A 12,575-nucleotide genomic window follows, 5' to 3' on the forward strand; every position below is an offset into this window, starting at 1 on the left:
CCCTTCCAACCTGGAGGAAACAGTGCGCACACCTCTCACCGTCCTCTTAGGAGCGACCGTCGCCCTGGCCACGCTGGCGGTCCCGGCACCGGCACAGGCCTCCGAGACCGGCTCCTACATCGTCGTCCTGCGCGACGGCGCCGACCCCGCCTCCGTTCTCTCCCGGCACGTGAACCGGTACGGCGGGCACGCCGGGCACCTCTACACCTCGGCGATCCACGGCTTCTCCGCCGAGCTCACCACCGCCGGCGCGAACGCCCTGCGCGCCGACCCGCTGGTGGCCTCCGTCGACGCCGACCACGAGGTCCACGTCACCGACACCGTCCCCACCGGCGTCAAACGCGCCTACGCCGCGTCCAACCCGAACCTGCGCATCAACGGCAGCGACGATTACAGCGTGGACGCCGACATCGCCGTCATCGACACCGGCGTCGACGTCGGCCACCCCGACCTCAACGTCGTCGCCCGCACCAGCTGCCTCAACACCACCAGTTGTACCGACGGCACCGGCGTCGACGACCACGGCCACGGCAGCCACGTCGCCGGGATCGCCGCCGCCCGCGACAACGGCGTCGGCGTCGTCGGCATGGCCCCCGGCGCGCGGATCTGGTCGGTGAAGGTCCTCGACGCCTCCGGCAGCGGCCAGCTCTCCGGCGTCATCGCCGGGATCGACTGGGTCGCCGCCCACGCCGACGAGATCGAGGTCGCCAACATGAGCCTCGGCTGCGAGAACTGCGACAACGACGCCATGAACCGCGCCATCGCCAACGCCGTCGGCAAAGGCGTCGTCTTCGCCGTCGCCGCCGGCAACAACCACAAGGACGCCCGCACCTTCTCCCCGGCCAACCACCCCGACGTCATCACCGTCTCCGCCCTCGCCGACTTCAACGGCACCCCCGGCGGCGGCGCGGCCTCCACGTGCCGCGCCGACCAGGACGACACCCTCGCCGACTTCAGCAACTTCGGTCCCGCCGTGGAGATCGCCGCCCCCGGCGTGTGCATCTACTCCACCAGCAAGGACGGCGGATACGCCACCCTCAGCGGCACCTCCATGGCCTCACCCCACGTCGCCGGAGCCGCCGCGCTGCTGACCGCCGGCGGCCACCACGCGTCCGGACGCGACGGCGCCCTCGCCGTCCGCCAGCGCCTGATGGACACCGGCAACACCGCCTGGTCCGACGACTCCGGCGACGGCTTCCGCGAGCCGCTGCTGGACGTGTCCTCCACCGCCGACTACCCGGCCAACCCCGACCCGGGCCGCCCCACGGCGTCCTTCACCGCGAGCTGCTCCACGCAGAACCTCACCTGCTCCTTCGACGCCGGTGCCTCGGCCGACCCCGACGGCACCATCACCGGCTACGCCTGGGACTTCGGCGACGGCACCACCGGCACGGGTAAGACCGTCTCGCACACCTACTCGGCGGCCGGTTACTACAGCGTGCGGCTGACCGTCACCGACAACTCCGGCAAGACCAACGTCGGCCGCCGCATCGCCAAGGCCGGGGACCTGCCCCCCTCGGCGGCCTTCACCGGCCGCTGCAACAGCGGCAACTGCACCTTCGACGGCTCCGGATCCAATGACGCCGAGGGCCCGATCGCCTCCTACGCCTGGAACTTCGGCGACGGCACCACCGCCAGCGGCAAGACCGCCGCGCACGCCTACCCCAACGTCACCAAGATCTACACCGTCCGGCTCACCGTCACCGACGGGAAGGGCCAGGCCGGTTCGGCCACGCACACCGTGCGGTGCAGCAAGGTGGTGAACTCACCGATCTGCTTCTACATCTCCTAGCCCGGGGACGAGGGACGCCACCACGGTGGCGTCCCTCGCACATGCGCCACGGAGCGGGCGGCGAGCTCATCGGGATCGCACGTGGCCGGATTGCTGATGTAGTAGTCGATCTGGACGGTCACCGCCTTGTCGACCGACTCACCCGCGGCCGGGGACTGGCCGTAGACCAGGCAGTTCGGCTGGTTCCAGGCCCGCTTGAAGACCGGCCGGGTGTGCGTGAAGCCCTCCTCGGCCAGCCGCGACTTGGCGTCGCGCAGCATCATCCCCGACAGGTTCGGGACCTTCGCGGTGTGCGGATCGGGGCCCGGGCCGGGATCGCCGCCACCGGGATCGCCACCCGGGTTCCCGCCGTCGTCGTTGCCGGGGCCGGTACGCCCGCCGTCCTGCGGTTTCGTTTCGCCGGACGCCGACGGGCTCGGCGAGGGAGACGGGGACGACGGGGCCGCGCTCTCCGGAGCGCTCGCCACGGGCGGGTCCGCCGACACCGACGGCGCTCCACCGGCGTCATCGCGCTCGCCCGGCCCGAGGTTCCGCCACGGCCGCAGGACCAGCGCCAGCGCCAGCAGCACGGCCAGGGCCAGCACGGCCGCCAGGACCAGGGGACGGCGGCGCGGCCCCGGGGGAGTCCCGGCCGGCGGAGCCTCGTCCTCGGCCACCACCGTCTCGGCCGGCTGCGCCCCGACCGCCTCCCGGCAGGCGTGCGCGAAGGCCCGCACCGACTTCCAGCGCTCGCCCGGCTCCTTCCGCAGCGCCCGCATGACCGCCGCCGACAGCGCGGCCGGGACCGTCTCCGGCAGCGGCGGCGGGTCCTGCGCGAGGTGCCCGAAGATCACCGCCGCCGGGTTGTCGGCGCCGAAGGGCGGCGTCCCGGCCAGGCACTCATAGGCGACCACACCGAGGGAGTAGACGTCTCCGGCGGGCGTCGGGTCCTGGTCGGTCAGTTGCTCGGGCGCGGTGTAGGCGATCGTCCCGATCACCGAGCCGGTCGCGGTCAGCCCGGTCTCGCCGCTGACGCGGGCGATCCCGAAGTCGATGATCTTCACGACCCCGCGCCGGGCGATGAGGATGTTGGCCGGTTTGACGTCGCGATGGACGATCCCGGCCGCGTGGGCCGCGCCCAGTCCCTCGGCGGCCGCGGCGATCACGCGCGCGGCCAGCCGCACCGGCAGCGGACCGTCCTCGCGCAGCACCTCGGCCAGCGAGCGGCCCTCGACCAGCTCCATGATGAGGTAGGCGCGGGTGCCCTCGGGGGTGTCCTCCTCGCCGCAGTCGTAGATCGCGGCGACGCTGCGGGTGTTGAGGGCGGCCACCAGGTTCGCCTCGGACACGAAGCGCGCCTTGAATGCGGCGTCCTCGGCCAGGCCCGGGTGCAGCAGTTTCACCGCCACGCGGCGTCCCAGGCGGGTGTCGAGCCCGCGCCAGACATCGCCCATGCCACCGGCCGCGATGCGCTTCGTTAAGCGGTAACGTCCGCCGATCAGGTCCCCGGCTGCCACACTCGTCCTCCCGCGATGGGGCCGACACTAACGCACCCGCGCCGGTTGTCAACGCGCCCCGGGATCCAGCCGGACGCAGCACGCGCCCGGGCCCGTGTCGAAGCCGACGGTGTAGCCGCGCCCCTCGGCGATGCCCTCCAGCAGGCGCAGGTTCATCCCGCACACCAGCGCGCCGTGCTCGGCGGCCAGCGCGTGGAAGGGGCAGTTGCCCAGGGCGATGCCGTCGTCCCCGGCGCGCGGCTCGAAGCCGTTCTCCTCCAGGACGCGCACCAGCTCGCCGTCACCGGCCATCGCCCGCCCGGCCTCGCGCGCCAGCCGCTCCAGTACCTGCCGTGCCGGGGCGCCCGTGGCGTCGGACTCCTCCACGGCCGCCGCCAGCAGCCGCGCGGCCAGCTCGTAGCTGCGCGCGGGCAGGCTGAGCGCGAACTGGCGTCCGGACCGGCGGTAGACCTTGGCGGTGCGCCCGGCGCCGGGCCCGCTGCGCCCGGTGAGCCTGCGGTAGTCGACGTCGAGGAGGCCCTGCTCGACCAGCCGGTCCAGGTGGAAGGCCGCCGTGGCGCGCGCCAGTCCCACCGCCGCGGCCGCCTCGTCGCGCCCGACCGGCTCCGGCTGGCGCGCGACGTACTCGTAGAGCCTGCGCCGGTTGGGCTCGTCGAGCGCCGCGACCGCCGCGAGCTGGGTGTCCTCCATGCCCCGCATTCTATGACCAATGCCGGTTGACAGAAGAGATCGACCGACTTCTAATAACAGTCATTGCTTGTCTTAGAAGGAGAAATCATGACCATCGACGCCGACATCACCCGCCGCGTCACCGGGAACCGCTCCGAAATGGACCTGGCCGCCGCCGAGAAGGCCGTCGCCGACCTGCTCACCGCCCTCGGCCGCGATCCCGGCAACGAGCATCTGGCCGATACGCCCAGACGCGTCGCGGCCAGCTTCGCCGAGATGCTCACCCCCCGCGAGTTCGACCTGACGACCTTCCCCAACGACGAGGGCTACGACGAGCTCGTGCTCGCCAAGAACATCCCCGTCCGCTCCCTCTGCGAGCACCACCTGCTGCCCTTCCACGGCGTCGCCCACGTCGGCTACCTGCCCGGAAAGCGCATCCTCGGCCTCTCCAAGCTCGCCCGCGTCGTGGAGCTGTTCGCCCGCGACCTCCAGGTCCAGGAACGCCTCACCCGCCAGGTCGCCGACTGGCTCGGCGAGCACCTCGACCCCCTCGGCGTCGGCGTGGTCATCGAGGCCGAGCACATGTGCATGTCCCTGCGCGGCGTCCTGGCCACCGGCTCCAAGACGGTCACCTCGGCCCTGCACGGCACCCTCCGCGAGGACGCCCGCACGCGCCGGGAGTTCTTCGCGCTGACCGGCATCGCGGCCTGACACGCCGACGGGCGGCCACCGGTGGGTGGCCGCCCGTGCGAGCGATCGGGGCGGAAACGGTGCTTCACGCCGTGCGGATCACCCGCCTCCCCGCCAGCGTCGCCACCACGAGCGCGATCGCCGCCCCGGCCACGATCGCCAGCGCGTAGGGCAGCGGCGCGAACGCCGCCGCCGGCGAGCCGGTCTTGGCCACCGCGAACGGGACCACGCACGCCATCGCGCCCAGCGTCCCGGCCACGACACTGGCGGCGATGCCGGTGCCGACCTCGCGCAGCAGCATCCGCAGGGTCTGCGCGTGCGTCGAGCCGACCAGGGACATGGTGGCGAACTCCGCGCGCCGCTGGGCGATGGAGGCCATCAGGTTGTTGGTGAGGGCGATGGCCATGAACGCGCCCAGCAGCACCACCACGAGGTAGTTGATCGCCGCCAGCAACTGCGCGTCGCCGCCCGGCGCGGCGTGCCCGTTCTCCACGCCCTGCATGGACAGGGTCCCGGCGCTGACACCGACGAACAGCACCAGGAACGTGACCAGCGGCCGGGTCCGGCGCGGCACGACGGTGACGTTGATCCGCGCGACGTGCGCCGAGGCGTTCGAACCGGACCGGGCCAGCCGGTTGGCCAGCAGCAGCAGTTCCGGGGCGAGCGCGCACAGCCCGACGGCGACGAGGACGACGGCCGGTCCGGTCATGGCGGTGGTGAGGATGTCGTCGGCGTCCATGCCCAGTACCGCCGAGGACGAGCCGAGCCCGGCGACCAGCAGCAGCGCCGCCGCGATCCGCCGGGGGCGGTTGCGGCCGCGGCCGGTGGGCGCGGCGGGTTCGGGATCGGCGACGGGGCTGCGGTTGGCCAGCGTCCGGCTGCCGATCCAGGCCGCCACGACGCTGACGGCGAGCACGAGCACGGCGGCGATGACGGGCAGGACGATGCCGGGCGCGTAGACGGTGCCGGGCTCGGTGAGCCCGGCGGCGTCCATGCGGTCGAGCACGAAGCCGCCCATGAGCATGCCGGCCGCCAGGCCCGGGACGGCCGCGATCGCCGCGACGGTCAGGGTCTCCCCGGCGAAGCGGGCCTGCACCTGGCGCGGGGTCGCGCCGACCAGGCGCAGCCCGGCGATCTCCTCGACGCGCCCGGCCAGGGCGACGCCGACGGTGGAGACCATCGCGAACAGCACGATGGCGACCACCCAGCCGCCCAGGATGATCGGGAACTGGGTGAGGAAGCTCTTGTCATCCCCGATGGTGGTGTCGGCGAGGCCGGTGCCGAGCAGCCCGGCCATCGTGGTGACCAGCACGGTGCCGATGAAGGCGACCAGTCCGGAGGCGACGGCGCCGCCCCGGTGGTGGGCGAGTGAACGCAACATGTCAGACGATCTCCACGGTGTTGGCGGCGCGTTCGGCGGACTCGACGAGGGTGGCCATGCGGGAGGCCACCTCCGGCGCCGACGGGCGGCGCAGGTGGTCGACGATCACGCCGTCGGCGAGGAAGAGGACCTGGTCGGAGAAGGAGGCCGCGACCGGGTCGTGGGTGACCATGATGATCGTCTGGCCACCGTCGGCGAGGGCCCGCAGCAGGCCCAGGACGTCGCGGGCGCTGCGGATGTCCAGCGCGCCGGTCGGCTCGTCGGCGAAGACCACCTCGGGATCGGTGATCAGCGCCCGGGCCACCGCGACACGCTGCTTCTGGCCACCCGACAGCTGATGCGGCCGGTGCTCGCCGCGCGCGCCCAGCCCGACCCGGTCCAGCAGTGCCTGCGTGCGCCGCGGGTCGGCCCGCTTGCCGTCCAGCCGCAGCGGCAGCTCGACGTTCTGCCGCGCGGTGAGCGCGGCCAGCAGGTGGAAGGCCTGGAACACGAAACCGACGCGGCGGCGCCGCAGTTTGGTCAACCGCGTGGCGTCCAGTGTGGACAGGTCGGCGCCGCCGAGCTCGACCATCCCGGACGTGGGCGTCTGCAACCCGGCGGCGCTGTGCAGCAACGTCGTCTTGCCCGAGCCGGACGGCCCCATGATCGCGGTGAAGGAGCCGCGCGGCACGTCGAGGTCGATGCCCCGCAGCGCGTCGACGGGCCCGGCCTCGCCTTCGTAGCGGACCCGCAGATCACGGACGCGGACGACGGGAGGAGCGGCGGCGTGGGAGGGATGTGACACGATGTCCCCTTTCGGATATAAACGTTCGTTTGAAATGAACGTTCATCTGATACGGTACCACCATGAGTCACAAGGAGAACCTGATGCGAGCGGCGCGAGAGTGTCTGCTGCGTACGGGCTACGCGCGCACGACCGTGCGGGACCTGGTCGCGTCCTCAGGCGCCAACCAGGCGTCGATCAACTACCACTACGGCTCCAAGGAGGCGCTCCTCACCCGCGCCCTCAACGAGCTGAACACCGAGTGGGGCGACCTGCTCTTCCGCGCCCTCGTCAGCCCCGACGGCGACACCGGCGAGGACGCCGAGCTCGCCCGCTGGGAGCGCATCATCGACTCGATCCAGGCGCAGCGCGACCTCTGGTTCGTCAACTTCGAGTCGGTCTCCTACCTCAAGCACGACGCCGAGATCCGCGCCATGAACGCCGAGGGCCAGCGCCGCTCCCGCATCGCCCTCGCCGCCGCCTTCGCCGGCCTCGGCGAGGACGCCGACCCGGCGCGCGTCCACGCCGTCGGCTCGCACTACTACTCACTCCTGGTCGGCGTCGCCCTCCAGTGGCTCACCGACCCCGAAGCGGCCCCCACCGCCGCCGAGATCGTGGCCGCCGACACCGGACGCTGAACCGGGCCGGTCCGGCGCGCCTCACCGGACCGGCCCCCCGGCTATCCCCTCGCGCGGCGGAAGGCATCCACAGTGGACTCTGGTGAGGTATTGAAGTACAGCCGGATCCCCGGATGCACCTCCGTGAGCGTGTTCACCAGCCGCTCGAAGAGCGCCGTGTGCTCCGGCGCCATCCGCACCCCCGCACCGATCACCGCCGCCGCGTAGCTCCCGCCGAGCGCACGGACGTCCCGCTCGGCCGCGTCGGCGTCCGCCACCACCTGCAACGACGTGAACGCGAAGCCCGCCGCGCGCAACGCGTCCTCACCCGCGGCGATACGGGCCGTCAAAGTGGCCTCATCGATGTGCGGGTACCGGGAGTAGTCCACGGCCGACGGGTGCAGCCCGATCGACAGGATCACCACGGCACCTCCCCGTTCCGGTCGAAGAACCCGCCCGTCGCCCCACTCGGCGGCGCGGTCGCCAGCGCCAGCACCGCATCCGTGCCCTCGGCGAGCGTCTGCACCCCGGTGTGTCCATTGAGGTCGGTGGCGGTGAAACCCGGATCGACGGCGTTGACCCGGAAGCCCGGCAGCGCCGCCGCGTACTGCGCGGTCACCATGTTCAGCGCCGCCTTGGACGCCGGATAGCCCAGCATCGGCGGCACCATGCCCTTCCACCGCGGGTCGTTCCACACCGCGATCGACCCCATCCCGCTGGAGACCATGATCACCCGCGGATCGGCCGAGGCCCGCAGCAGCGGCAGGAACGCGTTCGTCACCCGGATCGGGCCCAGCACGTTCACCTCGAAGACCCCGCGCAGATCCTCCGCGACCGTCTCCTCTGGACGATCGGCCGGAGCGCCCACGCCCGCGTTGTTCACCAGCACGTCCAGCCGCCCCGTCCGCGCGCCGACCACCTCCGCCGCCCTGCTCACCGACTCCGCCGAGGCCGCGTCCAGCTCCACGAACGTCACATCACCATCGATCCCGGCGGCCGCCTCGCGGCCGCGTTCGGCATCCCGCGCGGTGAGGAACACCGTCCACCCCAGCCCCGCCAGCCGCCGCGCGGTCTCCCGCCCCAAACCCTTGTTCGCCCCCGTCACGAGGGCCGTCATCACTGCCATGACCGAAGCATCACCCCGCCCACCGCCCACGGCCAGGTACCACCGATACCACCCCGGGCACTCTTGACGGCGTGGACCGAAGCGAACTGGGAACCGTGCTCCGCGAAGCCCGCGCCCGCCTGCGCCCCACCGACGTCGGCCTCCCCGAAGGCCCCCGCAGGCAGGTGACCGGCCTGCGCCGCGAAGAAGTCGCCCGCCTGGCCCGCGTCAGCGTCGAGTACGTCGTCCGCCTCGAACAAGGCCGCGGCCCCAGGCCCTCACCCCAGGTCCTCGGCGCCCTCTCCCGCGCCCTGCGCCTCACCCCCGCCGACCGCGACCTCGTCTACCGCCTCGCCGGTGCCGAACCACCCCGCGACGGACGCGTCCCGATGACCGTCCTGCCCGGCACCACCCGCGTCCTGGACCGCCTCGGCCACCTCCCCGCGCTGGTGCTGTCCGCCAAGTCCGACGTCCTCGCCTGGAACCCCACCGCCGCCGCCCTCCTCGGCGACCCCGCCACCTGGCCCCCCGACCGCCGCAACCTCGTCCGCGCCCGCTTCCTCAACGGCGGCACCACCACCGGCGAAGACGCCGCCCACTGCGCCGGCGCCCTGCGAGCCGCCCACTCCCGCTACCCCGGCGACCCCGACCTGACGGCCCTCATCACCGACCTGCGCACCGGCAGCCCGGCCTTCGCGCACCTGTGGACCTCCGGCCGCTCCGGCGGCCACCACTCGGCCACCGCCGTCATCGACCACCCGCGACTGGGTCCCCTGACGCTCGACTGCGACGTCCTGCACGTGGCCGAGACCGACCAGAGCGTCCTCGTGTACTCCGCGCGGCCGGGATCGGCGGCCGCGAAGGCGCTGGCGGAACTGGGAACACCGTCCTGACCGCGTCGTCCACGCGGCACCGTCATCGGCCGAGCCCTTCGGCGGACCCTTTCGGGCAGACCGGTGCGCAGCGATTTTGGGCCGATCGTGCCCTCCGGGCCCGACGAGCGGTGAGTCGAAGGCGGATATCGGGGCTGCTCAGGATAGTGGAGGCATGAGGACACGCAAGGAGTCGAGGGAGGCCCTTCCACCCACCTCGGCCGCGTCCGGACCGGTGCCCCGCCACCCGCTGCTGAGCCTTCAGCGCGCGGCGGGCAACCGCGCCGTGGTCACCCTCATGCGCCAGGTCGCCCCGGCGCCGGAAGAGCCCGAGGGCAAGCCCGGCGCACGCCCCAACCTCGGCCTCGGCGACCGTGGTCCCGGCGTGAAGCTCCTGCAGGCGAAGCTCACCGAGCACGGCTATCCGACCGCCCGAACCGGAACCTTCACCGCCGGCACCCTCACCAGGGTCAAGGAGTTCCAGCAGGACAGGCCGCACCTGCACCCCGTGACCGGAGGCGTCGGCCGCGGCACATGGGCCGCGCTCGACTCCGCGCCCATGCCCGAGACCGACATCGAGCCGGACGACTCGATGGTGGAGATAACCGTCATCGCCGCGTTCAAACGCACCGGCAAAGGCGTCACCATCGAACACCTCTACGCCGCCTGGGGCGACCTGAAACTCCGCCGCGACACCGAACCCCCCGACGCCGTCCCGGACCCGAACCTCGCCGCCGCCGAGCACTACCTCTGGGCCCGCATCGAGGCGTTCGTCATCCACGAGGAAGGCGCCAAACTGACCGCCCTGGCCTACACCGCCGCCAAGGCCATCGGCATCGTCCCCAGACTCGGCACCGGCAAGACCACCCCGGCCTCACTGTTCCAGCTGCGCTGGGAACTACGAGGTTCACACGACGGTGACATCGCCAATCCACCGGACACCCACCACATCAACCTGAACGCGATGGAAGAACGATCGGGCAAGGGCCACTAGCGCCCCGGCGAAGGCGGCCGTCCGGTGACGTGAGCCTCCTCGCCTTCGCCCGGCTCGGGCGATTGATCACCGCTCACCCCACTTGTGTCACCGGGGCGGCGCGCAAGGTGACGGCTCGGCATGCTGATGTCTTCGTGCCGAATCTCCCGAAGGAGTGAACATGACGGTTCTGCGACGTATCGCCGACGCCATCACCGAGCGGCTCGTGCCGCACGCCGAGGCCGCGGCGGCCGGCCAGATCTGCAAGCAGATGGGCACCTGCCCCGGCGGCGGAGCCAACTACTGCTGTCGCCCGACCTCCGGCGGCATGTGGGCCTGCATCTGCTAATCACCACCGGTGACACCGCGCAGGGGACCGCGACCGGGGTCCCCTGCAAGGCGGACGGGCGCCGAGCCAATTGGGTACCGTGTGGCCACATGACCGACACCGAGATCGACATCACCGCCGACCTGGTCCGCGCCCTCCTGCGGGAGCAGCATCCCGACCTCGCGCAGCTCGCCATCGAAGAGGTGGCGGGCGGCTGGGGCAACCAGATGTGGCGTCTCGGGGACGACCTGGTCGTCCGCATGCAGCGCATGGACCCCTCACCGGAGCTCCAGCTCAAGGAGCGGCGATGGCTGCCGGTGCTGGCCCCGTCCCTGCCGCTCCCGGTGCCCAACCCCGTGCGCTTCGGCGAGCCGTCCGGGCGCTTCCCCAAGCACTGGACCGTGATGACCTGGGTCCCCGGCGAGCCCCTCGACCACGCCACCATCACCCGCGGCGACCACGCAGCCGACACCCTGGCGGCCTTCCTCCGGGCGCTGCACGTGGAGGCACCCGCCGACGCGCCGGCCGCCACGGATCGCGGTGCCCATCCCAAGGACTGCGCGCGCGGCTTCGATTACTTCTTCCAGTCCGTCGCCCTCGGCGACATCGCCGAGGAGGTCCGGGCCGTCTGGGACGACGCGGTCGCGGCCCCGGAGTGGGCGGGCCCGCCGGTGTGGGTGCACGGCGACCTCCACCCGGCCAACGTCGTCGTCGCCGACGGGACCCTCTCCGGCATCGTCGACTTCGGCGACCTGTTCGCCGGTGATCCGGCATGGGACCTGGCCGCCGCGTGGCTCCTGCTGCCCGAGGGCACGGCCGCACGCTTCTTCGACGCCTACGCCCAGGCCGACGAGGGGACGATCCGCCGCGCCCGCGGCCTGGCCGCCATGAAGAGCCTCTTCCTGATGCTCATGGGCCAGAACGGCGACCGGGGCCTTCCCGGCGGCAAGCCCCACTGGGGACCGGTCGGGCGCGCGGCACTCGATCGCGTCCTGAAGGGCGTCTGAGCGGGCCATCTCTTCCGGAACTCCCAGGCGATGAGGACCGGCCCGCCCTCGAAGGCGGCGTTGGCCGCCTCGGGCGCGAAGGGATGCAGCGACCAGCGGTCGATGAGGCCGCCGGGATCGAACTCCGGCGCGGGCCCGGTGGCATTGTGCGGAACTCCCTCGCCGTCCACAAAGGCCCCGGGCAGGCGAGGCTCGACGCAGTCGAGGACCTCGAAGCCGCAGGCGATGGCGATGGTGAGGTAGTCGGCCGCCGAGCGCCCGATGTTGCGAAGGTAGATGGCACGCCCGTCGAAGGCGCGGCGGACGATCGGCTCCTCATAGACACCACCGTGCCCGCGCACGTCGGAGACGACGAGCCGCCCGCCCGGCTTCAGCACCCGCGCGAACTCGGCGAAGACGGGGGCCATGTCCGGCACGTGGCAGAGCGCCAGGGCACAGACGATGAGGTCGACGTGGGCATCGGGCAGCGGGAGGTGCTCCAGCGGCGCCTCGTGCAACTCGGCCTCGGGAAGCTTTTCGCGCGCGATGTTCAGCATCGCGGGCGAGGCGTCGACGCCGATCACCCGGTGCCCGCGCGCGGCGAGATGGGCGGCGTGGCGTCCGGTGCCGCAGGCGGCGTCGAGCGCGACACCGGGCTCCACCCGGTCGAGGAAGCCGCGCACCACCGGCTCCTCAATCTCGATCATCCCGTTGCCGGGCGCGTCGTAGTTCGGCGCCCAGGACGCGAGGCGATCCTCCCGGGCCGAGCCGATCCATCGGGGCCCGCACGGCCCCCGGGCACTCGGGGCCGTGCGGGAGGTGCGGGCTAGTGGCCGCGGGGACGTCCGGCCACTCCCGGTCTCGCTCGGCGAAGACGAGTCTCATCGCGTGGCGAGGCCCGGC

The 12,575-nt window shown here is 72.6% G+C and carries 13 protein-coding genes and 1 pseudogene; 7 read left to right on the forward strand and 7 right to left on the reverse strand.

What is annotated here, in order from left to right; all coding sequences use genetic code 11:
• Positions 1–22 precede the first annotated feature (22 nt).
• Positions 23–1,792 carry a S8 family serine peptidase gene (locus QSK10_RS21525; protein ID WP_285664723.1) on the forward strand — a complete coding sequence of 590 codons (1,770 nt, stop codon included), beginning with the start codon at positions 23–25 and terminating at the stop codon, positions 1,790–1,792.
• Here the strand turns inward: QSK10_RS21525 and QSK10_RS21530 are convergent.
• Both QSK10_RS21530 and QSK10_RS21535 read right to left on the reverse strand, forming a co-directional pair.
• Positions 1,789–3,288, reverse strand: a complete 1,500-nt coding sequence (locus QSK10_RS21530) for a serine/threonine protein kinase (protein WP_285664724.1) — start codon at positions 3,286–3,288, stop codon at positions 1,789–1,791. The genes QSK10_RS21525 and QSK10_RS21530 overlap by 4 nt on opposite strands.
• A 48-nt stretch (positions 3,289–3,336) precedes the next feature.
• Positions 3,337–3,978 (reverse strand): helix-turn-helix transcriptional regulator, encoded by a 642-nt coding sequence (locus tag QSK10_RS21535; protein ID WP_285664725.1) that lies wholly within the window; start codon positions 3,976–3,978, stop codon positions 3,337–3,339.
• Between the two features lie 87 nt (positions 3,979–4,065).
• Here QSK10_RS21535 and folE point away from each other — a divergent pair, with 87 nt between their 5' ends.
• Positions 4,066–4,668: a GTP cyclohydrolase I FolE gene (gene folE, locus QSK10_RS21540; RefSeq protein WP_285664726.1), complete on the forward strand. Its 603-nt coding sequence runs from the start codon at positions 4,066–4,068 to the stop codon at positions 4,666–4,668.
• 64 nt (positions 4,669–4,732) lie between these two features.
• Here folE and QSK10_RS21545 read toward each other — a convergent pair whose 3' ends face one another.
• Together QSK10_RS21545 and QSK10_RS21550 are read right to left on the reverse strand one after the other, a co-directional pair.
• A complete protein-coding gene (locus QSK10_RS21545; protein WP_285664727.1) occupies positions 4,733–6,028 on the reverse strand; it encodes an FtsX-like permease family protein in 1,296 nt (431 codons plus the stop codon).
• A 1-nt stretch (position 6,029) separates the two neighbouring features.
• Entirely contained in the window at positions 6,030–6,812 is a 783-nt protein-coding gene (locus tag QSK10_RS21550) for an ABC transporter ATP-binding protein (protein WP_432705353.1), read from the reverse strand.
• 62 nt (positions 6,813–6,874) lie between these two features.
• Here QSK10_RS21550 and QSK10_RS21555 point away from each other — a divergent pair, with 62 nt between their 5' ends.
• A complete protein-coding gene (locus tag QSK10_RS21555) occupies positions 6,875–7,429 on the forward strand; it encodes a TetR/AcrR family transcriptional regulator (RefSeq protein ID WP_285664728.1) in 555 nt (184 codons plus the stop codon).
• A 41-nt stretch (positions 7,430–7,470) separates the two neighbouring features.
• Here the strand turns inward: QSK10_RS21555 and QSK10_RS21560 are convergent, their stop codons facing one another.
• Both QSK10_RS21560 and QSK10_RS21565 read right to left on the reverse strand, forming a co-directional pair.
• A complete protein-coding gene (locus tag QSK10_RS21560) occupies positions 7,471–7,830 on the reverse strand; it encodes a hypothetical protein (RefSeq protein ID WP_285664729.1) in 360 nt (119 codons plus the stop codon).
• Entirely contained in the window at positions 7,827–8,534 is a 708-nt protein-coding gene (locus tag QSK10_RS21565; protein WP_285664730.1) for an SDR family NAD(P)-dependent oxidoreductase, read from the reverse strand. The genes QSK10_RS21560 and QSK10_RS21565 overlap by 4 nt, the downstream gene beginning before the upstream one ends.
• Before the next feature lie 71 nt (positions 8,535–8,605).
• Between QSK10_RS21565 and QSK10_RS21570 the strand changes: the two genes are divergently transcribed.
• The 4 genes from QSK10_RS21570 (at position 8,606) to QSK10_RS21585 (ending at position 11,693) form a co-directional block, all read left to right on the forward strand.
• Entirely contained in the window at positions 8,606–9,406 is an 801-nt protein-coding gene (locus QSK10_RS21570) for a helix-turn-helix transcriptional regulator (RefSeq protein WP_285664731.1), read from the forward strand.
• 154 nt (positions 9,407–9,560) lie between these two features.
• Positions 9,561–10,379: a peptidoglycan-binding domain-containing protein gene (locus QSK10_RS21575; protein WP_285664732.1), complete on the forward strand. Its 819-nt coding sequence runs from the start codon at positions 9,561–9,563 to the stop codon at positions 10,377–10,379.
• A gap of 160 nt (positions 10,380–10,539) precedes the next feature.
• A complete protein-coding gene (locus QSK10_RS21580) occupies positions 10,540–10,707 on the forward strand; it encodes a hypothetical protein (protein ID WP_285664733.1) in 168 nt (55 codons plus the stop codon).
• Positions 10,708–10,796: 89 nt separating this feature from the next.
• Complete coding sequence (locus tag QSK10_RS21585; protein WP_285664734.1) at positions 10,797–11,693, forward strand: aminoglycoside phosphotransferase family protein; 897 nt, start codon at positions 10,797–10,799, stop codon at positions 11,691–11,693.
• Positions 11,694–12,037: 344 nt separating this feature from the next.
• Here QSK10_RS21585 and QSK10_RS21590 read toward each other — a convergent pair.
• Positions 12,038–12,379 (reverse strand): annotated as a pseudogene (locus QSK10_RS21590) (class I SAM-dependent methyltransferase); the annotation flags it as partial.
• Positions 12,380–12,575: the final 196 nt, after the last annotated feature.

Origin of the sequence: Actinorhabdospora filicis, assembly GCF_030269765.1 — a bacterium.
Classification (GTDB): Bacteria; Actinomycetota; Actinomycetes; order Mycobacteriales; family Micromonosporaceae; genus Actinorhabdospora; species Actinorhabdospora filicis.

What these genes read in the sequence shown, in the direction of transcription:
- QSK10_RS21535 (WP_285664725.1), bottom strand. Translation starts at nt 3,978, where the DNA reads ATGGAGGACACCCAGCTCGCGGCGGTCGCGGCGCTCGACGAGCCCAAC.
- QSK10_RS21565 (WP_285664730.1), bottom strand. Translation starts at nt 8,534, where the DNA reads ATGGCAGTGATGACGGCCCTCGTGACGGGGGCGAACAAGGGTTTGGGG.
- QSK10_RS21555 (WP_285664728.1), top strand. Translation starts at nt 6,875, where the DNA reads ATGAGTCACAAGGAGAACCTGATGCGAGCGGCGCGAGAGTGTCTGCTG.
- QSK10_RS21580 (WP_285664733.1), top strand. Translation starts at nt 10,540, where the DNA reads ATGACGGTTCTGCGACGTATCGCCGACGCCATCACCGAGCGGCTCGTG.
- folE (WP_285664726.1), top strand. Translation starts at nt 4,066, where the DNA reads ATGACCATCGACGCCGACATCACCCGCCGCGTCACCGGGAACCGCTCC.
- QSK10_RS21545 (WP_285664727.1), bottom strand. Translation starts at nt 6,028, where the DNA reads ATGTTGCGTTCACTCGCCCACCACCGGGGCGGCGCCGTCGCCTCCGGA.
- QSK10_RS21585 (WP_285664734.1), top strand. Translation starts at nt 10,797, where the DNA reads ATGACCGACACCGAGATCGACATCACCGCCGACCTGGTCCGCGCCCTC.
- QSK10_RS21575 (WP_285664732.1), top strand. Translation starts at nt 9,561, where the DNA reads ATGAGGACACGCAAGGAGTCGAGGGAGGCCCTTCCACCCACCTCGGCC.